General features: G+C 65.3%; 14 protein-coding genes. 11 read left to right on the forward strand and 3 right to left on the reverse strand.

The genetic code is table 11. From position 1 onward, the window contains the following. The first annotated feature begins 956 nt into the window (after positions 1-956). The 4 genes from DEJ17_RS15760 to DEJ17_RS17600 all read left to right on the forward strand — a co-directional run bounded on the left by DEJ17_RS15760 (position 957) and on the right by DEJ17_RS17600 (position 4,627). Positions 957-1,526: a recombinase family protein gene (locus DEJ17_RS15760; RefSeq protein WP_110895127.1), complete on the forward strand. Its 570-nt coding sequence runs from the start codon at positions 957-959 to the stop codon at positions 1,524-1,526. A 652-nt stretch (positions 1,527-2,178) separates the two neighbouring features. Continuing rightward, the gene (locus DEJ17_RS17590) at positions 2,179-2,904 is read left to right on the forward strand and encodes a hypothetical protein (protein WP_146239740.1); all 726 of its coding nucleotides are present in this window, start codon (positions 2,179-2,181) and stop codon (positions 2,902-2,904) included. Positions 2,905-3,006: 102 nt separating this feature from the next. Next, a complete protein-coding gene (locus DEJ17_RS17595; RefSeq protein ID WP_146239741.1) occupies positions 3,007-3,858 on the forward strand; it encodes a DUF6602 domain-containing protein in 852 nt (283 codons plus the stop codon). A gap of 262 nt (positions 3,859-4,120) precedes the next feature. Beyond that, a complete protein-coding gene (locus DEJ17_RS17600) occupies positions 4,121-4,627 on the forward strand; it encodes a hypothetical protein (protein WP_146239742.1) in 507 nt (168 codons plus the stop codon). Between the two features lie 1,166 nt (positions 4,628-5,793). On the opposite strand, the gene DEJ17_RS15775 is transcribed toward DEJ17_RS17600, so the two are convergent. The 3 genes from DEJ17_RS15775 to DEJ17_RS15785 form a co-directional block, all read right to left on the reverse strand. After that, positions 5,794-6,432, reverse strand: a complete 639-nt coding sequence (locus DEJ17_RS15775) for a hypothetical protein (protein WP_146239743.1) — start codon at positions 6,430-6,432, stop codon at positions 5,794-5,796. 249 nt (positions 6,433-6,681) lie between these two features. Next, on the reverse strand, positions 6,682-6,948 hold the full coding sequence (locus DEJ17_RS15780) for a hypothetical protein (RefSeq protein WP_110895135.1): 267 nt from the start codon (positions 6,946-6,948) through the stop codon (positions 6,682-6,684). Positions 6,949-7,385: 437 nt separating this feature from the next. Beyond that, entirely contained in the window at positions 7,386-8,357 is a 972-nt protein-coding gene (locus DEJ17_RS15785; protein WP_258366853.1) for an AraC family transcriptional regulator, read from the reverse strand. A gap of 113 nt (positions 8,358-8,470) precedes the next feature. Here DEJ17_RS15785 and DEJ17_RS15790 point away from each other — a divergent pair, with 113 nt between their 5' ends. From DEJ17_RS15790 to DEJ17_RS15820, 7 genes are read left to right on the forward strand one after another with little or no spacing between them, the layout of a single operon-like run. After that, positions 8,471-11,851 (forward strand): DUF5107 domain-containing protein, encoded by a 3,381-nt coding sequence (locus DEJ17_RS15790; RefSeq protein ID WP_258366857.1) that lies wholly within the window; start codon positions 8,471-8,473, stop codon positions 11,849-11,851. After that, positions 11,848-14,286, forward strand: a complete 2,439-nt coding sequence (locus DEJ17_RS15795) for a beta-galactosidase (protein ID WP_110895139.1) — start codon at positions 11,848-11,850, stop codon at positions 14,284-14,286. Before DEJ17_RS15790 ends, DEJ17_RS15795 begins: the two co-directional genes overlap by 4 nt. Before the next feature lie 36 nt (positions 14,287-14,322). Then, complete coding sequence (locus tag DEJ17_RS15800) at positions 14,323-15,651, forward strand: ABC transporter substrate-binding protein (protein ID WP_220033668.1); 1,329 nt, start codon at positions 14,323-14,325, stop codon at positions 15,649-15,651. Beyond that, positions 15,648-16,592, forward strand: a complete 945-nt coding sequence (locus DEJ17_RS15805) for a carbohydrate ABC transporter permease (RefSeq protein WP_258366855.1) — start codon at positions 15,648-15,650, stop codon at positions 16,590-16,592. The genes DEJ17_RS15800 and DEJ17_RS15805 overlap by 4 nt, the downstream gene beginning before the upstream one ends. Then, positions 16,589-17,488, forward strand: coding sequence for a carbohydrate ABC transporter permease (locus DEJ17_RS15810; RefSeq protein WP_110895143.1), 900 nt, complete (start codon positions 16,589-16,591; stop codon positions 17,486-17,488). Before DEJ17_RS15805 ends, DEJ17_RS15810 begins: the two co-directional genes overlap by 4 nt. Then, positions 17,485-18,768 (forward strand): cellulase-like family protein, encoded by a 1,284-nt coding sequence (locus DEJ17_RS15815; RefSeq protein ID WP_110895146.1) that lies wholly within the window; start codon positions 17,485-17,487, stop codon positions 18,766-18,768. Before DEJ17_RS15810 ends, DEJ17_RS15815 begins: the two co-directional genes overlap by 4 nt. Positions 18,769-18,828: 60 nt before the next feature. Then, entirely contained in the window at positions 18,829-20,478 is a 1,650-nt protein-coding gene (locus DEJ17_RS15820; RefSeq protein ID WP_110895148.1) for a glycosyl hydrolase 53 family protein, read from the forward strand. Positions 20,479-20,536 lie beyond the last annotated feature (58 nt).

Raw genomic sequence — 20,536 nt, forward strand, 5'->3', positions numbered from 1 at the left:
CTGCCGCTGTTGAGGACTTCTTGCCAGTTCATGCAGCATCTCCAGTCGGGTCGCTGCTTCGGCGGAAGGTCCGCTGGCGCCCATCGTCCACCACATCGCCGACGAGCGTTAGGGGTTGCGCGAGAAGGTGATGTCGTGCAGGGCGCCAATCAGCGCTCATGGCCGGGGCGAGGGCGTCTTCTGGCAGAGCACGGGTAGCCGTGGCCAGGGCTTGCGCAGCCTCGCCCTGCAAGGAGATCGGATGGCAGGGCGGCCGTGAGGAGCAGTGCGGTCGTGCGGCTTCGCGCAATCGGTCGTGATTCCCTTCCGCCAGCGAGGTGGTCCTCCGTATCGTGAGCCCTGACATCACTGGCTTACTGAGCCGGTGAGGTCAGGGGCTCAAGCCTTCTGATCCGGTGGGGTGCGCGGACCCGAAACGCTCGCCCCACCGGATTGCTCCAGTCACATCCCGAGACACAGCGACTGGACGACGGGACGCAGGCGCAGCGTGTTCCAATAGCCGATCCTCGACCGGCCCCTACCTCCCGCGCTTCCGCTTGATCCAAGTGCCGAGCCCTTGCGCGAACACGACGGCCCCACATACGACGAGCACACCGACCAGCACCGGCGTCGGAATCATGTTCAGAGGTCCTTGATTCACGCGATCTTCCGGAGCCGCGACCACCGGTCCGACGACGACGCCCATGATGACGAAAACCGCCCCGAGCCCCATCTCTGCGACCGGAGGGGTGAGTTGAAGAACTTAGCCATCCGATGCCTTTCTGTCCTCGAACTTCGCGCCCTGCGAGCGCACGACCGCTCAAACCATGGTGTCCCGGTAGCCGGTCGTTCATCGGGACACCGCTGGCGGTCCTTGCCGTGGCGAGCAGTACCAGTGAACTACTGGTCCGGTGATTCCCGTATGCCTGTCCCGCAAAAATGCCCGGTGACGGGGGTCTAAACGCTACAGTGGCCCGGTGCTCATCGGCTATGCCCGCGTTTCGACTTCCGGCCAAGATCTCGCAGCGCAGCGAGACGGCCTCCGCACCCTGGGCGTGTCTGACGAGGACGTGCACGTCGATCACGGATTGTCGGGCACGACTCGAGCGCGCCCCGGGCTCCGGGAAGCGCTGGCGGCGTGCCGCGCGGGGGACACATTGGTCGTGACCAAGCTCGACCGGCTTGCCCGATCGCTGCGCGATGCGACGGACATCGCTGACGAGCTCACGAAGAAGGGCGTCGCGTTGAACCTCGGGGGAGCGGTCTACAACCCGACCGACCCGGTAGGCCGGCTGCTGTTCAACGTGCTGGGGATGGTCGCCGAGTTCGAAGCTGACCTCATCCGTGCTCGGACACGTGAGGGTATGGCGATCGCGAAAGCAGCCGGCAAGCTTCGAGGCCGGAAGCCAAAGCTCACCGTCTCGCAGGAGAAGCACCTGGTGTCGTTGTACCGCGCTGGAGGGCACACGACGAGCGAGATCGCGGAGCTGTTCGGGGTGGCGCGCTCAACCGTGTACCGAGCAGTCCAGCGCGGCGGCGCCGAGTAGCCACCCGGATCGGGGCGGAGGAAGCGTGCGCCGGAACGCTGCGCACCGCGTTTCGCGACCCAGTGTTCCCGTTTCTTCCATGTCGAAGTATCGTCGTTTTGCTACGCCGCGGACCCTAGCCGCGGTCGCTCGTCCCCTCGTTACCGGGCTGGCCTCGTCGTGATCGCACGTCGTACCCGACGGCGTCGTAGCGCGAGGGCGCCTGCCCGGACCCGAACCAGCGCAGGCGCCCTCGGTCCTTCTTCGTAGCAACCCCCGCAAGCGTTTGCGAATCCGTGGCGTTTGCTCACTATCAGTCGGCACCGTCGCTCACACCGATGGCGTCCGGTGTTGCGGCGTCTCTAGACCTTGCACGGAAGCGTGGCACTGACGCGCATTCCCACCCCAATGCAACACCAACCAGGTCTCGGAGGAGGCGTAGCAGTGGGGTATACCTCAGAGCGACGGGTGCCGGTTGGCACCTTGGGTGCTGATCAAGGACGAGCCGTAGGATTCACTGAGGTTGAGTGTCACACCCAGACGCGGTCACTGGAAGCATCAGCGGAGACGAGGAATTACGTTGACTGATTGGCAGCGACTTTCAGTGCGGGACGGGCGGAAGGCTCCAATCGCGCTGACCGCTAGTTTCAGCCCTCCCGCAACCGTCGCGTTGGTGCACTGGCTCGAGGGGGCGTTCGGATACCGTGACTCGCGTGGGGGGACGAGAGAGAAACTGGTCCTCGATGTGGCTCTTGCTGTCGACACTGCGGTGAATCCGCGTAACTATCAAAATCCGCCGGTACGCCAGCTCCTCAACCAGGTCGAACGCGACGACGATCTCATGCTGGACGTGCTCGACGCAGTTCTCCATCTCGGGAACTTGCACGCGGCGACCGCTTCTGACCTGCGCGCTTTGCTTCAGCAGGCATTTTCCATCTGGACCGTTGCGGATAACAACGGCGCTTTGGAGCGTCGCGTCACCGAAGAGCTTCATAATGCGTATCACGAGGTTGTTCAAGCAAACGATGAAGCTGCGCTCGATCTGCAGGAGGCCTGGACGCAGCTCTACGGGCTGACGCCGAATCCTTCGGATGCCTGGGATCATGCAATCAAGGCTATGGAAACCGCCCTTGTACCTCTGGTGGCTCCGAGAAACAAACGTGCAACGCTTGGAACCGTCATCACGGAACTGCAGAAAGAGCCGGAGGGCGTACGTTTCGATCTCGGTGCAACACCAGATTTGGCCAAGGTGCTTCGTTTTGCGTGGCCTAATCCAGACCGCCATGGCGGAAATGAGCACCGAACGCCGGCAGAGCGGGAAGCGGCCGCCGTTGTGCACCTAGCAATCACAGTGGTGGAGTGGCAGCGCCGAGGAGTCATCACCTCCAGCGGCGTGTGATGCGCTAGGTAGGTCGAGGCGGAGCCGGAAAATCACGCCTGACCGGCAACCATCCCAATTTAAGCTTTGATACCCCCACCAAAATAGGGCTGAGGTGCAGGCATGCATAAGGTAGGAGCGTCTGAAGATCCTGTTCGGAACAAGATGCACGCGATATTTGCCGCCGAGGAGCAAAAACTCCTTGCGCAGCTCAATCAATTTCGAGCGGGATTTTCCCACAATTTAAGCAAAGGGGAATCGGCCGAACACGCGGTGCGTAGCTTTTTGGTTAAGCACATGCCCCGCCGATTCGGGGTGGGCGCGGGGCAAGTCTTTGACCGCTGGGGTGCCGAGACGAATCAGCTTGACATCATACTGACTAATGATGACCAGCCCTTGAATCACGGTTCGCACGATGCGGGATATTATCTCGCCGAGGGTACATCGGGTATGGCAGAGGTAAAAACTACTTTAACCAAACAAACCCTTCAGGACATTGTGAAGAAGGGTCAAAGCGTGCGTAGTTTGACCCCCGATCCGCCCCAAAAAAACGAGCTGATGTCAATCACGCAGTCAGATGGTGTTCGATTTATTGACTCATTCCCTTTCTTCGCGGTGGCCTTCGAGACCTCCCTCGCGCAAGATCGGGTGCTTGCCTTGCTCAATGAAGTCGCTCCTGTCGATATTAGCGCCGTCCGCCGCGATACGCTAGCTCCGCTGGATGCTTTGTTTGTATTAGGTCATGGTGCGTACATCAATCTTGCAGATGGACGGGGCTCCCTCTCCTTTCTTTGGCCGGATGGTTCAGTTGGGGCTGGCTGGGTGAGAATCGGGGACGATGCACTTTATGCGCTATTTCTATGGCTCGACGCTGTTGTGCAACGTAGATATCGATGGCACGGCATCGCAACCTCCTATCTCATCCGAATGGTTCAATCTGCCGATCTTGCATTCGGCGATGAACCCACGGCGTAGCCGAGGCTGAGGGAAAGCATCGCGCTCGTTTGGGATATCGCTTACGTGCGGCGCGTGAGAACGGCGCGCTGACATAAGAGCCCTGTATCAGCGCCAGCGGGAGTGGTAGGCAAAATCAGGGGTGGTCGTTCGCGCTGGACTCAGGTGATCTCGAAGTATCACGCAAGACGGCGTCATCGCCCAGCCTGGCGTCAAACGGTTGTTATCGCGTTGTGTGGATCGCCTGCAAGCGAAAACTGATTGGCCCGCGTATGCTCTAATCATGAATTGGGGCAATCCAGAAGACCTAGCTAAGTTTGTCAATGCGGTCACCCCTAGTGTGGTAGGCGGCGCGTTTTCGATCGCTGGTGTGCTTGTGCTTTTCTGGCTTCAGCAGCGCGCCCAGCGCAAAGCAGACCGCGTATCTCGCCGGATTGATGCCGTGGAGCATTTAATGGAGACGCTGGAGAATGCTCGCCAAGCTTTCCGTGGAGGCGTTTCGATTGACGCGGATCACATGGGTAAAATGCTAGCAAATTCCTGGCGCTTTGCCTGGCTGCTTGAGGCGAAGGAGCGTCCGGTCGCGGATTGGGCATGGGCTGTACTCACAGAAACAATCGCGAGAACAGTCAGCATGGAGGTCGGCAGGCGCGATCAAGAACTTGCGACTGTTACGGCTGCTGTCATGACCGGATTGAATGATTGGCGCACCGGGGCCCGCAAAATGTCTTGGTTTGCAGACGAGACGAAGAGAATCTCCGATGGTTTGAGTGCAACCGGTCCTGCCTAATGGTCGCGGCGGGATAACTTCGGGAGATCCGTGGACGGCGGTCGGTGTCCACTCCGCGTGGGTGCTCGTGGAGGAGCTGGTGAGCCGTCGAGCGCTTGGTTCTTCGCTGACATAAGAGACGCTATCGGCGTCTCCTAGAAATCGTTGGCGGTATGCGGCGCGTGGGCTTCCGGGCAAACCGATAACGATACGCGCGTCAGGTGTGATTGCTGCCGTTACTCAATACCGCCGGCATGAGCACCGGCGCAGTACGGGTCCGCGAGGACGGATGCTGAGCGTTGCCAACCGAGGGTGGCGCAGAGATAGGCTATCGGCGGGGGAACCCGCGTGAGCGTCCGCGGAGCGATGCGAAACGAGTCGGCCAAGCGGGCACACGCGAAATGCGGGCGACCTCCATGTAGCGGCGACGGAGCTCTCGGCTTACCCGCCGCTGAAATAGGATCGATGGTGCCGGTGCTGTCGCCTGGGATGCCGCCCCCGAGTAACGCTACGTGTACGTATACGCCGACACTGGGGCAGGCGCGTAGTGGTCTGTTTGTCAGACAATTCTTGCCGTTTCATTTAGCTGATCTGCATCGGCGATTCTTTTTACAGTGGCTTCCTAGCATGCGGCTGAAGCCTGACGCGCTCTACTCGTACCGCCTCGACGCCGTTCGCGCACAAATATCGGTACTCATACGCGCGCATCGGCACCCCGCACTCTTCGAGCCACGCAAGCTGGCAGTGCGTGTGTTCGAGGATTCTCGATGCGACGATTGCGACCACCGATCCCATTTCCGCGCGCCCGGGCAGACGTCTCCCGAACTTCGCCTCGTACTCTTCGGCGAGTTGGGCACCGTCGTTGCACCGAGCATATAGTTGGGCCAGATCTCTGAGAGTGAGCGAGGCAATCCACGTAGCGTGACCGACGATCTGGTCCAATATCTTGCGCGGAGCGTAGTTCAGTTTCAGTTCGATGACCCAGACCTGGCCCTCGGCGTCGAGGGCGAGTAAATCGGGCCAACCGTGAGACTCGCTTCTCAACTCACTCCCCACGATCAGCAAGTCGTCAAGAGTCTCTGGGTGACGCTCCAAAAACGAACGCATCTCATCCTCGGAGCTGAACGTGCATTCTGCGAAACGTAGCACGGATTGCTCGTCAACAAGCCATGTGTTACATAGCGTCTTCATCGGCGCTCGGCCGCTTCGATGATTCGCAAGATAGCTTCTGGGTCGCCGCCATCGTCGAGCCAGGCAGCTGGAGTCTTGCTACCGAAGTCGCGAAGATCCTCCTGACGGGTTCGGAAGAAGGCGCCGATCGTTGTCGGGCTCCACTGAGGCAGCAGGGTGGGCAGGAGCGCATCGAGGTGGGGGAGGAGTTCACCGGGCACGCGGCTGCTCAGTTGCCAAGTCGGAATTCGTTCCTCGTCGCCGATCCTGACGGACATCAGCGATCCCTTGGCAACGGCATCGTGCAACTCATCCTCGGAACTATGGAGGAGCGCAGCGGTATCGCGCATCGAGGTAGTTCGCCACGCCTCGTTCATCCAGGTCTCTAGCTGTTTCAGCACAAGCGCCCCGCGCGCCACGTTTCGTTCAGCGCGGTACAGCTGCTCTTCCGTTATCGAGTGAGACTTGATGAGAAACGCGCGTCTGTCGTCGTTCATGGCTGTGTGTCGAACTGCCGGTAACGATTGGAGGAGCGTCAGCAGGCCTCGCGCGAGAAAATCTCCGTCCGCGCCCAGGTCTGCAATGGCGTCAGCAATCGCGTGCGCAACGTCAGGATCGGTGCGTGGTTCCGAGTGGTCTTCCGGGGCTGTTGTCATGGAGGCACGCTAGCCCCCACCAGAAGACAGAGATCGCTGTGAGGCCGGTCTGGAGGGCAACGCCGTCGCATTCGACTTAGCATTTGTGCTCGTAAACGAGCCTTATCTTGCTCACGGGGAACTCGAAGGAAAATCTTGCGCCCCCAGCGCCCGAAGTCGCGTCACGACGCGCCGCACGTGTCCTCGAACAACGAGCTCTTACGAACCCGCTGGTCCGATTCGTCCTCAATCGCAGCAGAGTTGCGCCTTCTACCCGTTCAACCTGCTGGGGGAGGTAACGGGCAGCTTTCCGATGATGCGAGCCGCTGCCTCGTCGCCCGACACGGTGCCGGCGGCGACCTGACGCCCGAGCTCACGGGTTTCCTCGTCCGTGACCTGGTGGCCGGCTGCACCGAGGGCTGCATCAGCGCGGGTGATGGCGCGCTGGACCTCGGCGTCGGTGCGTGCCGGCTTGGTCTCGCGCTGCTTCGCGGAGCCGGACCCGGTGACGGCCTGCAGGTGGGTGACGTGGCGCATGAGGGCTCCGTTTCGTACGGGTCCAGTTTACCGGCGGGGCCTGGCGTTCTGGAGGGGTTTCGCGGTCTTCGAGCACCCGAGGGGGCGCTCCGGAAGTTTCGGATAAGGGGCACTATCACCGGCGTGAATCGTGCCCCTTGAAGTGACATGGAGCTGAGCATGTTGTCGGGTGCACGAGCGCCTGTCGTCCGCCAACTGACTTGTCCGACTGCTTCGCAGCGTGTCTGATGAACAAGAACGGACACGGCTACTTCTGCCGCAATGCCTCGGAGCGCGCCCGCGCAAGGGGGTGCGCGCCATGGCGTGCGACAGACAAACGAGTCAGTAAGGCGTCCGCCGAATACCCGCCTCGCGCGGACTGTCGACGACAAGGCCCTCCCCGAAGTAGCGATGCTGGGGACTTCGGCCGCTCTGGCTGGCTCGACGTGGCCCGTTACCTAGGTGCTGTTGCGCGCACCGGTCTCGCTCCTTCGGCTGTGCTCGCGGAACTGGGACGGAGGCAGGCCTACAACGGTTCGGAACTGTCGGGAGAAGTAGAACGGGTCGTCGTAGCCGACTGAGGCTGCGACCTCGGCGATGCTGAGGTCGGTGGCCTCGAGCAAGAACCGGGCGCGTGCCATCCGCAGCCGTCGTACATACTCGACGACGCTCACTCCGGTTGTGCGGCGAAAGACAACCCTGAAGTGCGATGCTGAAAGCTGAGCGCGTCGGGCGAGGGCAGGTACCTTCGTCGGTTGTTCGAGGTGTTGCCGAAGGTACTCACAGATGCTCTCGATCGCCGAGTGTGTACTGGTGCCGCGCGATGGCGCGGCGACCGTACCGAGGACCGCCAGGACATGCCAGGCAGCCCCACTGGCGGCGAGAAGACTTGCGCGTGTCTCGTCGACGGAAAGTGCCGCGACAACCGCTTCGAACAGCGGTGCGACGGTCGCGGCGTCGGCGTTGAGGACGTACTCGTCTCGAAGCCTCTCCTGAAGGGAATCGAGGTGAGCGCCAGCGTCCGCGCCTGTGGCGTGGAACCACCAGATCGACCAGGGGCTCGCGCTGTCGGCGCCGTAGGAGTGGGGCGTTCCCGGTGGCAAGAGAACGACCTGCCCGGTGCTGACCGTGACCCGACCCTTCGGCGTTTCGATCCAGCCGACACCGTCGGACACAAGGATGACAATGAGTTCCCTCGCGCCCTGTGGCCGCCGGCGACCATGGTGCTCGGCGTGGGGGAAGTAACCCGCGTCGGTGACGAGGAGGCGCTCGGTGAGCGGCTGCTTCAGCGCCTCGCCCACGAGCGGCCGCGGCAGGACGTGCAGGCGCTCCCCAGGGAAGCCATCGCGCAACATCACCACAAGCTCATCGTCGTCGCCGGTCGTCGATTTGTCCAGGCAGTCCGTCGATCTCCCTATGTTCGGGGCCATACCGCGCTTCCTAGCCTGATCGCATGCACGACGACGTCCATGCGCTGGAACTTCCCGACGCCCCTTCGCCAATCGCTGACCAGCCAGTCCGAGCCTGGAGCGAGCCGGTGACGATGGGCACGTACGAGATCGGGGAACCGATGGAGTACCCGGCCTACCTGTCCCGGCGGGTTTACCAGGGCTCCACCGGCGCGGTGTACCCGCTGCCGTTCCACGAGCAGGTCGGAGACGAACGCGTCGAGCGCGAGTGGGACGCGATTCACCTCGAGAACGAGTTCGTTCGGCTGATGATCCTGCCCGAGCTCGGCGGCCGCATCCACCTCGGATACGACAAGACCGCCGACCACGACTTCTTCTACCGCAACGACGTCATCAAGCCGGCGCTGGTCGGCCTGACCGGCCCGTGGCTGGCCGGCGGTGTCGAGTTCAACTGGCCGCAACACCACCGCCCCGCGACCTACCTGCCAACCAGCTGGGAGATCGAGGAAGAAAGCGACGGGGCCGTCACGGTCTGGTGCTCCGACCACGACCCGTTCAACCGGATGCAGGGCACGCATGGGGTGCGCCTGCGTCCGGGCAGCTCGCTCATCGAACTGCGCGTCCGTCTCACGAACCGCAGCGAGACGACGCAGACCTTCCTCTGGTGGGCGAACGTCGCCGCACGCGTCAACGACGACTACCAGAGCTTCTTCCCGACCGACGTCGCGAAGGTCGCCGACCACGCCAAGCGTGCGGTCGTGGACTTCCCTGCTGTGCACGGCACGTACTACGGCGTCGACTACGCGGAACGAGCCGCCGAGGGCGCCCGTCCTGCCGCGACCGAAACCTGGGATACCGCCGATGCCGTCGACGGCGTTGCGTTGCCTCCCCGCGACGACGCCCCCGACCGCATCGACTGGTACCACAACATCCCCGTTCCGACGTCTTACATGGTCACCGGCACAACCGACGACTTCTTCGGCGGCTACGACCACGGACGCCGCGCCGGCTTCGTGCACTGGGCCGACCACACGATCGCTCCCGGCAAGAAGCAGTGGACGTGGGGGAACTCACCGTTCGGGCACGCATGGGACCGCAACCTCACCGACGGTGAGGATGGCGCGTACGTCGAGCTCATGGCAGGCGTCTTCACCGACAACCAGCCGGACTTCAGCTTCCTCGCGCCGGGCGAGACGAAGGCGTTCTCCCAGTACTGGTACCCGATCACCGAAATCGGTCCGGCGCATCAGGCCAATCGTGACGTGGCGGTCCGGCTCGACGTCGCCGTCCCGTCGAACGGAACGACCACCGTCCGGGTTGCTGTGGCGTCCACGCGCGCCCTCGAAAACGCCCGAGTCATCCTGACGGACGCTGAGGGCAACATCCTGGCTGAGCGTTCGGCTCAGCTTGCCCCTGGCGTGCCGTACGTGGAGCGTTTCGCGGTCGGCGGGGAGCACCAGGCTGACTCGCTCGTGCTGCGCGTCGAAGCGGATGGCGCGGAGCTGCTCAGCTGGAGCGCCGGCCGCGACGTCGTCCCGCAGGAGCCGCTCGAGCCGGCGACGGAACCGCCGGCCCCGGACGCGATCGACTCGGTCGATGAGCTCGTCGTCACCGCGCTGCACCTGACGCAGTACCGGCACGCCACCCGTTCCCCGGAGCCGTACCTCAAGGAGGCGCTCCGACGTGACCCGCACGATGCCCGAGCCCAGACCCTCCAGGGCGTCCGCGCGTATCGCGCCGGCCGGTTCGAAGACGCGGAAGCCCACTTCCGTGCTGCACACGAACGGCAGACACGGCGCAACCCGAACCCGCCGGACGGCACCGCGACGCACATGCTGGCGCTGACGCTTCGCCGGCTCGGGCGACCCGACGAAGCGATCGAGTTCTTCGGCCGTGCCGCATGGGTCATCGCCTGGGCGCGGGCAGCCGCCGTCGAACGCGCGCGGACGCTTGCCGCCCGCGGGACGGCAGCGGATGACGCGCACGCACTCGAGCTCATGCTGCCCCTGATCGACAAGGAGCCGGGCGACCAGCAAGCCACCGCCATCGCGGTCACGCTCCTGCGCCGAGCAGGTCGTGGCGACGAGGCGCAGGTTCTTCTCCGCAAGGGTCGGGAGGTCAACGTGCTCGATGCGTGGCTTCGCTGGCTCGACACCTCGGACGGCGGCACGGACGCGCAGATCCTGCTCGACCTCGCACACGAGAACCGTGCCATCGGCGCCGAGGACGCAGCGTTCGAGCTGCTCCGCCTGGCCGACATCGCGGACCAGAGCCGAGCCATCGGCGCGCCGAGCGTACGTCCGCTCACGGACATCGTGCGCGCGGCAGTCCTCTTCGATGCGAACCGCGACGCTGACGCCGACACAGCCCTCGCGTCGGCAGCGACGGTCGACGGCCGTTGGTGCTTCCCAGGCCGACTCGACGACGTGGAAGCCCTCAACCGCGTCCTCAGCCGCCGGCCGGACAACGCGCACGCAGCGGCGCTGCTCGGCCACTGGCTCTACGCGAACGAGCGCCGCGAGGAGGCAATCACCGCATGGCAGACGGCCGTCGACGGCAACCCCGGTGACGCGGTGTCCTGGCGCAACCTCGGACTGGCCCTCTTCGACGTCCGCGGCGATGTCACCGGCGCCAAGGCTGCGTACGAGCGGGCTGCCACACTCCGCCCCGACGACGCACGGCTGCTCTTCGAGCGTGACCAGCTCGACCAGCGCACCGGCGCACCTGTCCAGGAGCGGATCGACCGGTTGCGCGGCGCCGCACGTCTCGTCGCGACCCGCGACGACCTCACCGTGCAGCTCGCCGACCTGCTCACCATGACCGGTGAGCAGCACGACGCGCTGCAGCTGATCGGCACGCGCGAGTTCCACCCGTGGGAGGGCGGCGAAGGCGCGGTGATCGGGGCGTGGACTCGCGCCTGCCTCGCCGCCGCCCGAAGCGCGCTGCGCGACGGGGCAGCAGAGCAGGCCCTCGAGCACGTACGCCGAACCCTCGACACCCCGCGTTCCCTCGGAGAAGCCCGCCACCCGCTGGCGAACACCGCGGAGATCTACCTCCTGCTCGGTGATGTCCTCGCACAGCTCGGTCAGCAGGGCGACGCTGAGGCTGCATGGCGTACCGCTGCCGATCAGGACGGCGACTTCGTCGAGATGAGTGTGGCGACGTACAGCGACCAGACCGTGTGGTCGATCCTGGCACTGCGACGACTGGGCGAGGACGTCGCCGCGGAAGCGCTCCGCGACCGTCTCGCCGCCGGCTTGGCGGAGGCGCAGCGCACACCTGCCTCCGTCGACTACTTCGCCACATCCCTGCCGTCCCTGCTGCTCTTCGACGAGGACGTCGCCGTGCGTCGGCGCCGCGACGACCTTCTCGTCAGCGCCCAGCTCGAACTCATCGACGGCAACACCAGCGGCGCCCGCAAAACCCTCGCGCGGCTGCTGGACGAAGACCCATCCCACGTCGCCGCAACTGTGCTGTCGACGCGCATCAACGAAACCGAGGAAGTCACCCGATGACGATCGCGACGAAGACCACCAATCGAGTCGTCGTCCCCGCTGCGACTCCGGCCCGAACCGGCCACCTCAACCAGGGTGAACCGGCCGGCACCGCTGACCGCATCACGGTGACGAGCCGCTACCTCGAACGGAACGGCTCCCCGTTCCTGCCCGTCATGGGCGAGTACCACTACGCACGCTCACCCCGCGCCGTGTGGCGCGAGGAACTCGCCGCCATCCGTGCCGGCGGTGTAACCGTGGTCGCGACCTACGTGTTCTGGATCCTCCACGAGGAAGAGCACGGCACGTACGACTGGTCCGGGAACCGTGACCTGCGTCACTTCCTCGAGCTCTGCCACGAGCTCGGCCTCGACGTGGTCGTCCGCATCGGCCCGTGGGGTCATGGCGAAACCCGAAACGGGGCGTTCCCGGACTGGATCGTGGAACGCCACGGCGACCGCGCACGCACCGACGACCCGGCCTACCTGGCGGACGTCGAACCGTACCTCGAGCAGGTCGGCGAACAGCTCACCGGCCTGTTCCACGTCGACGGCGGCCCGATCATCGGCGTACAGCTCGAGAACGAGCTGTACGACCAGCCCGGACACATCCGAAGCCTGCGTCGTATGGCCGAACGCATCGGTATGCGGCCGGCGATTTGGACCGCGACGGGCTGGGGCGGCGCTGAGCACCCGGCGAACGAGGTCGTTCCGCTGTACGCCGGCTACTCCGACGCCTTCTGGGAAGACTGGCGGGTGCAGTGGCCCGACAGCGCCCCGCTGCACTTCCTCTTCACCGACGTCCGCGACGACCTGTCCGTCGGCGCCGACGTTCGTGCCGTCGGCGGCACTGTCGCCGGCGCAGCCAACAGCACTGCAAGCGACGAGGACGGCGTCCCGGACGATGCGCTCTACCCGTACGCCACCTGCGAACTCGGCGGCGGCATGCACGTGGCCTACCACCGGCGTCCTCTCGTCGACCCGGAAGACGTCGCCGCGCTCGCGCTGACGAAGCTCGGGTCCGGTTCGGCGTGGCAGGGCTACTACATGTACCACGGTGGCTCACAGGGCCGTGTCGCCAACGGGCCGACCCAGGAGTCCCACGCCACCGACTACCCGAACGACCTCGCGCAGTACACGTACGACTTCCGTGCGCCGCTCGGCGAGTTCGGGCAGGTGCGACGCCACTTCCACCTCCTCCGCGCTCAGCACCTTTTCATCCACACGTTCGGGCACCTCCTCGCACCGTTGCCGCTGGTGCTCCCGGAGACGCTGCCGTCATCCCCGACGGACCGAGACACGCTCCGCTGGTCCGTCCGCTCGGACGGCGACACCGGCTTCCTGTTCGTCAACAACCACCAACCCGCGGCCGCACCACTTCCCGCACACGCCGACGTGCAGTTCGACGTGGATCTGAACGGGACGTCGCTGCTCATTCCGTCGGAACCCGTGACCATCCCGACGGGCGCATCGTTCGTGTGGCCCCTCGCGCTGCCGCTGCCCGGCGATGCGACGCTGCAGTTCGCGACCGCCCAGCTCGTGACGGTCGTCGACGACCTCGACGGCACCCCCGTCTACGTCCTCGCCGCACAACCCGACATCCCGGTCGAGGTCGTCGTCGAGCACGCCGAGACGATCACGGGCTTCGGCTCGAACCGCGACGTGCACATCGAAGCAGCCGGCGACGACACTCACCGTCTGACGGCCAGCGCCTCGGGCGGCCAGGTCACGGTGACCGGTCCGACCGGAAGCGTGCGGCTGCTCATCGTCTCAGCCGACGAGCACGCAGAACTCTGGACCGCAACCGTTCAGGGACGTTCCCGTCTGCTGCGCAGCACCGCCGTCGTCCTCGAGGACGCTCTCGACGGCGCCGGTCTCACCCTCCGGACCGGAGGAACGGACACCGTCGCCGTCTGGCCGGCAAGTGACCTCGACGCCCCCGGGTCATCCCTCGTCGAGATCACCGCGGACGGCGAGCTGTTCCGCTCCTGGCAGCTGCCCGCGGTCGCGGAACCGGTCAACGTCGCATACTCGCAGCTCCGCGAGGGAACGGTCGACGAACTCCCCGCGCCGCGCACGGGACCGCTCGGCCGCGCATCCGTGCCCGACGAGGCAGCATGGGCAGCGGCCGCGCAGTACCGGTTCGAAGTCCCCGCCGAAGCGCTGACGGACACCCACCGTGCGTTCCTGCGGATCGACTGGGCCGGTGACATCGCCCGGCTCGTCATCGACGGGGAGATCGTCTCCGACCAGTTCTTCGCCGGCGACGCCTTCGAAGTCGACCTGAACTGGTGGGCGGACCGCATCGGCGGTGGCATCGAGCTGCACATCCTGCCCTGGCGGCACGACGCCGAGGTGTTCCTCGACCCCCGCGTCCGCGACCGCGTCGACCACGGCACCGCCCGCGTCGACAACGCGCTCCTCCACGTCGAAACCCTGCACCGCGCATGGGCTTGACCAACCACCCGACACACTTCAAGGACGAAGGTGACCATGACTGACATCTCCCGGAGACACATGCTCCTCGGGCTCGGCGCAACGGCACTCACTGCCGGCGTCGGACTCGGCCTCGCCGGCTGCGCAACCGGGCCGGCCACACCCATCAAGCGCGGCACCGTCGACCTGCGGTTCTGGACCCACGACCCCAGCTACACGGCAACGTTCCAAGCGTCCGTGAAGGACCGCTCGATCCAACGCGGGAATCGCTGGAAGTACGACCTGTCCGTCACCGCCGCAGCCGCAGCCGACCTGGTGTCCCGGTCCATCACCGAGGCGGTTGCCCATGGTGCTGGACCCGACCTGCTCGGAATCGTCGTCGATCAGTTCCCGCGCGTGATGAAGAGCCGCATCGCCGAGAACATGTTCGTCTCGCTCAACGACCTGACCGACCCGCTCGGTGCTGACCTGCTGAAGACCAGCTCCTACACCGTCGACGGCGACGTCTACGCAATCGAGTCGGACAACAGCATCAGCGGGCTGTTCTACCGCCAGGACGTCTTCCAGAAGAACGGCATCCCGGAGGACCTCACCACGTGGGAGGAGCTTGCGGACGCCGGCACGAAGCTGGCGAAGAAGACCGGACAGGCCATCGGCATGGTCTCCACCGGAGACGCCGGATCCATCTTCAACACGTTCCTGCAGCTGCTGCTCCAGCGAGGCGGCAACGTCTTCCACAAGGACGGCTCCGTCGCGCTGGACAGCGACGAGTCCCGAGACGTGCTCGCGCTAATGCGCCGGGGCGTCCAAGACGGGTTCTTCACCCCGCTCACCGACCCGTACGGCGGCGCCGTCGCCGCGGCGCTGAAGAGCTCCAAGCTCGTCGGCACCGTGATGCCCAACTGGTACAACCTCTACGGATTGCAGTCCAACGTGCCCGAGCAGAAGGGCAAGTGGCGGGTGCGCACCATCCCGCGCTTCGCGAACGGCGGCCACATCGCCTCCTCGCTCGGCGGAACCGGCTTCGCGGTCACGAAGGACACCGAACGCACTGACGCCGCGGTGGAACTGCTCCGCCGCACGTACCTCACCCCAGAGGGACAGCTGCTGCGGTACCAGAAGGGCGGCTACATGCCGACCCTGACATCGCTGTACGACAAGCCCGAGTTCCGCAGCGTCACTGACGCATACCTCGGCGGCCAGCCGATCTTCGACGAGTACGCCAAGGCCGCGAAGGACATGCCCGTCTTCAACCAGGCGGCTGGCATCCAGGTGATGACCGTCGCGATGAGCGGACCGATCCTGCAGGTCCTGAAGGGCCAGACCACACCCGATCGAGCGATCGCCTCCGGCATCGCCACCTACCGAGACCAGGTGAACCAGTGAGCATCGCAACGAAGCGAACGATCACACGAAGCAGAACCAGGAGCCGCACCCGCCCGGGCACCACCCGGTACCAGGGCTCCAACCGGCTCGCGCCGTACCTCTTCATCGGCCCGTTCTACCTGCTGTACGCCCTGTTCCTGCTCGTCCCCATCCTTGGCGGCTTGTACCTCAGCTTCACCGACTGGGCCGGGCTCGGCACCCCAGTCTGGGTCGGACTGCGGAACTATGCGAACCTGCTGACCGATTCGAGCTTCTACACCGCCCTCGGCAACACGCTGTTGTACACGATCTTCACGATGGTCGTGGTGATCCCGGCAGCACTGCTCATCGCCGTCGCGTTGAACGCTCGCGGCCTCCGCCTGCGCGACACGTTCCGTGTGATCTTCTTCGTCCCCGTCGTCATCTCACCGATCGTCATCGCGCTCGTGTTCGGGCTCATCTTCGACGGACAGTTCGGCCTGCTCAACAGCGTCCTCCGAGCGGTGTTCGGCTTCGGTGGCGTCGACTGGCTCACCGACCCCATCTGGGCGCGGGTCGTCGTGGTCATCCTCGTGCTGTGGAGGTGGACCGGTTACCTGACGATCTTCTTCCTCGCTGGGCTCCAGAACGTCCCCCGCGACCAGTACGAAGCCGCCGAGCTCGACGGCGCCGGCCCCGTCCGTTCGTTCTTCTCGGTCACCCTGCCGTTCCTGCGCCCGATCACCGCGTTCGTCGGCGTGACGGTGCTGGTCAACACGGCGCAGATCTTCGAAGAACCGTTCCTCCTCACCCAGGGTGGCCCCGGAGAGTCGACGCTCTCGGTCGCCATGTTCATCTACCGGGCGGCCTTCCAACGCCAGGAACTCGGCTACGCATCCGCAGCCGGCGTCCTCATGTTCGTCGTCGTCTTCATCATCGGCCGCATCGCGATGCGCGCCTTCCACGTCGGGAGATCAGAATGAGCACCGTCGCTCCGCCCCCTGCGACCGCAACCGAAAGCATCGTCACCAACAACGCCGCCCCCACCCGCGGCAGGCGACGTACCCCGGCAAGCCGCGTCGCGCTCTACGTCGTCCTCATCGTCATCTCGCTCATCTTCCTCATCCCGATGGCATGGGGCATCTCGAGCGCCTTCAAGGCCCGAAGCGACATCTTCGAGTACCCGCCGCGGCTCATCCCCGCGCACCCGACGCTGGCGAACTTCGCTGCGATCCTCACCGAGCAGCCGTTCTTCAGCTGGTTCCTGGTGTCAACCATCGTCGCCGTCATCTCGACAGCGGTCGCGGTCTTCCTTTGCTCGCTGGCCGGCTTCGGGTTCGCGAAGTACGAGTTCCGCGGCAAGAACGCACTCTTCGACCTGATGTTCTCGTCGCTGACCGTGCCGTTCGCGGTCATCATCGTGCCGCTGTTCATCCTCCTCGCCATCACCCACACCGCGAACGCCTGGTTTGCGCTCATCGTCCCGTGGGTTGCACCGGCGTTCGGGATCTTCATGATGCGGCAGTTCGTCGAGCAGTCCGTCCCGGACGAGATCATCGACGCAGCCCGATTGGACGGCTCCAGCGAGTTCCAGATCTTCTGGTCGATCGTGCTGCCGCTGCTTCGGCCCGCACTCGGCGCCCTCGCCGTGTGGAACTTCCTCAACAGCTACAACAGCTTCCTCTGGCCACTGATCGTCGTCAGCGACCCGAACCAGTACACGCTCCCGCTGGGCCTGCAGGCGCTCTTCGGAGCAGAAGGCCGCCAGTACGACCTCGTCCTCGCGGGCTCGGTCCTCGCAGCGATCCCCAGCCTCATCGTGTTCTTCCTCCTCCGGAAGCAGCTGCTCGACGGGCTGGCCGCGGGAGCGGTGAAGTGACGGCCTACACGCCCGTCCCGCTCGGAGATGCCGTCCCGGACCGGTTGCGGATCACCCTCTGGGACTTCTCCTGGTACGTCCGGACCGGGCACGGAGACGTCTTCGAGGACATCGACCGTGCGATGGCGGACGCGGTGCAGCGTGGGTTCAACACCATCCGGATCTGCGCGATGCCGTTCCTGCTGTTCCGGTCTGGCCTGGACACTGCCGCGCTGCGGCTAGGACCGCTCGGACGGCCTGGCACTGAATACGCCGGCTACGCCCAGGGAACTCGCTGGTACGACGTACCCGGCGAGAGCCAGATCGACGGAAGGACGAAGCTGCTCGAGCTGTTCCAGGCAGCGAAGCGGCACGACGTCAGCGTCATCGTTTCGTCCTGGGAGTGGCAGCAGTCCTCAGCGTTCCTCGACGGGCGGGAGTGGTTCGATGCGCTGATGGCGGTCCCGGCAGACGAACGCGCTGTCGCTCTCGCCGACGCTCACGCCGACCTGATCGAGTTCCTGCGTGAGCACGATCTCGACGACCGCGTCGCGTTCGTCGAACTGCACAACGAAGTCCAAGGCGGGCATCTCACCGAAGGACTCGACGGGGACCTCGTCGTCGCGCTGCATGATCGTCTCAGCCGAGGGATCGCCCGCTTCCACGAGCGCCTCCCGGACGTCCCCGTGACGGTGAACTACGCCCACGTCCCGGTCGAGTCCATGCGCGGCATCCCGAGCGACATCGATGTGCTTGTCGTGCACCCCTACATCTACGGCGTCCTCGACGAGTTCGTGCAGGAGTTCGGCCTACGAGGAGACGGCGGCTCGTTCCCGCAGGAGCATGCTCGGCAGTTGCTGCGCTCTGGTGCGCCGGACTTCGCCGACTGGACTGTGGCACCAGACGACCGGTGGCGACTCACCGCCACCATCGTCGGGAAGCCGGAGATCTACGTGCATGACTGGTGCGACCCCGAAGCGGTGGACCGGTGGCTGTATGAGCGCTACGGCGCGTGGCGACACCAGATGAACACCCGCCTCGACGAGTGGATCGACGTCGCCGCCGACCACGCGGTGAGCCGGGGCGTCCCCCTCGTCCTCGGGGAGGGCTACGTCGGCTACACCCCGCTGCTCTGCACCTTCGAAGAAGGCCCCGTCGGCGCCGAGTTCTCCCGGCGCGCGCTGCGCGACGCGGTTCGAGTCGGCGCCCGCGGCGCCGTCATCGGTTCGAACGCCGCCCCGCAGCACCCGATGTGGCAGGACGTCGAGCTGCAGCGGAACCTCAACGCACTTCTCACCTGACCGGAGCGGCCCCGCTCGGGCGATACCACCCACGACAACGGACTCAAAGGAGAGACACCAATGCAACGCGCCTCAAAGATCGGCACAGCGCTCGCGCTTGCCGTCGGCATGGCACTGACCTCATCAGTCGCCGCACACGCCACTCCCGCAACGGGAACGAAGCACGCCGGTCACCAGTCGTCGACGCTACAGAACGGCAGCTTCGAGAACTGGTCCCGGTCGGGTCCATCCGGGTGGAGCATCACCGCCACCCGCGGAGCCACCATCTCCAAGACCACTGCGACCCCGGAGGACGGCGCGGCCGCCGCCACGATCACCTTCCCCCGGTCCGGGTCGGTCACGCTGTCGCAGAAGCTCCGCGGCCTCACCAACGGCAAGTACGCCATCTCGGGCTGGTCCCGTACGAGCGCCATCCGCGCCGCCTCCCTCACCGTCGACGGTAAGGACACCCGCCGAACCGGCGCCCCAGTCGTCGCCAACAGCTGGAAGGAGCTCGTCGTCCGCGGCACCAGCCCGAAGGCTGGCAAGGCGACGGTCGCGTTCACCATCCGCGGCAACGCTGGTGAGACCATCGATCTCGACAACGTGGCCGTCATCGCCACCGACCAGACCAACACGGACGCGTTCCTTCAGGGCGGCGACCTCTCGGAGATCTCCTACCTTGAGAGCAAGGGCGCCGTGTTCCGCGACGAGAACGGCAAGCCCGAAGACCCGTTCAAGCTCATGGCCGAACGCGGCGTGAACGTGGCACGGCTCCGGCTCTACAACGCGCCGGGCCCCGAGCACCCGCTGATCACCGACCCGAACTCCTACCTGCCCGCCGGGTACCAAGATCCCGCCGACATCCTCTCCCTCGCGAAGCGAGCGAAGGCCGCTGGTATGCAGATCCAGCTGTCCTTCCACTACAGCGACTACTGGACCAACGGTGCCATCCAGGACATCCCCGCCGACTGGCGCAGCGTCACCTCGCTTTCCGACGACCAGGCGATCGCCGCGCTGACCACCGACGTGCACGACTACACCGCCTCGTTCCTGCGGAAGATGAAGGCGCAGGGCACTCCGCCGCAGTTCGTCTCCATCGGCAACGAGATCCAGGGCGGCATCCTGTTCCCCTACGGCTCGTCCTCGAACATGGCGACGTTGTCGCAGTTCCTCACCGCCGGGGCCAACGCGGTCCACGAGACCATCCCCGGCTCCCGGGTCATCCTGCACCTCGACGACGCCGGCAACGACGGCAAGTACGACTGGTTCTTCGACGCCATGAACGCCAACCACGTGCCGTATGACGTCATCGGCGCGTCGTACTACCCGTTCTGGACGCAGAAGGACATCCCCACGGTCACCGGGTTCTTCAACCGCGTCGCCGAGCGGTACGGCAAGCCGATCATGGTCATGGAGACCGGGATCAACTGGAACCCCCTCACCGCGGACGGCGTCCCCGGACAGCTGACCGACAACGGTCCCGTCACCTACGCACAGACCCCGGAGGGACAGCGCGACTTCCTCCGCGAACTGCTGCCCGCGCTCAAGTCCGTGCAGAACGGAGCCGTCATCGGCGACCTCTACTGGGACCCGACGATGTTCGCGGTCCCCGGTGTCGGATGGCAGGTCGGCGCACCGAACGTCATCAGCAACAGCGCGCTGTTCGACTTCGACGGCAAGGCACTGCCGGCGTTCGAAGCCTACGAACAGAACGCCACGACCCGCTAACACACGCCCCGTAACGAAGTGGCGGCACGACGACGTCGTGCCGCCACTCCCGCGAGAA

Source organism: Curtobacterium sp. MCSS17_011 (genome assembly GCF_003224275.1).
Lineage (GTDB): Bacteria > Actinomycetota > Actinomycetes > Actinomycetales > Microbacteriaceae > Curtobacterium.

Bases quoted from the DNA above. Each gene is read 5' to 3' on its own strand.
- DEJ17_RS17595 (WP_146239741.1), top strand. From the start codon at position 3,007: ATGCATAAGGTAGGAGCGTCTGAAGATCCTGTTCGGAACAAGATGCAC.
- DEJ17_RS17600 (WP_146239742.1), top strand. From the start codon at position 4,121: ATGAATTGGGGCAATCCAGAAGACCTAGCTAAGTTTGTCAATGCGGTC.
- DEJ17_RS15775 (WP_146239743.1), bottom strand. From the start codon at position 6,432: ATGACAACAGCCCCGGAAGACCACTCGGAACCACGCACCGATCCTGAC.
- DEJ17_RS15780 (WP_110895135.1), bottom strand. From the start codon at position 6,948: ATGCGCCACGTCACCCACCTGCAGGCCGTCACCGGGTCCGGCTCCGCG.
- DEJ17_RS15785 (WP_258366853.1), bottom strand. From the start codon at position 8,357: ATGGCCCCGAACATAGGGAGATCGACGGACTGCCTGGACAAATCGACG.
- DEJ17_RS15790 (WP_258366857.1), top strand. From the start codon at position 8,471: ATGGGCACGTACGAGATCGGGGAACCGATGGAGTACCCGGCCTACCTG.
- DEJ17_RS15795 (WP_110895139.1), top strand. From the start codon at position 11,848: ATGACGATCGCGACGAAGACCACCAATCGAGTCGTCGTCCCCGCTGCG.
- DEJ17_RS15800 (WP_220033668.1), top strand. From the start codon at position 14,323: ATGACTGACATCTCCCGGAGACACATGCTCCTCGGGCTCGGCGCAACG.
- DEJ17_RS15810 (WP_110895143.1), top strand. From the start codon at position 16,589: ATGAGCACCGTCGCTCCGCCCCCTGCGACCGCAACCGAAAGCATCGTC.
- DEJ17_RS15820 (WP_110895148.1), top strand. From the start codon at position 18,829: ATGCAACGCGCCTCAAAGATCGGCACAGCGCTCGCGCTTGCCGTCGGC.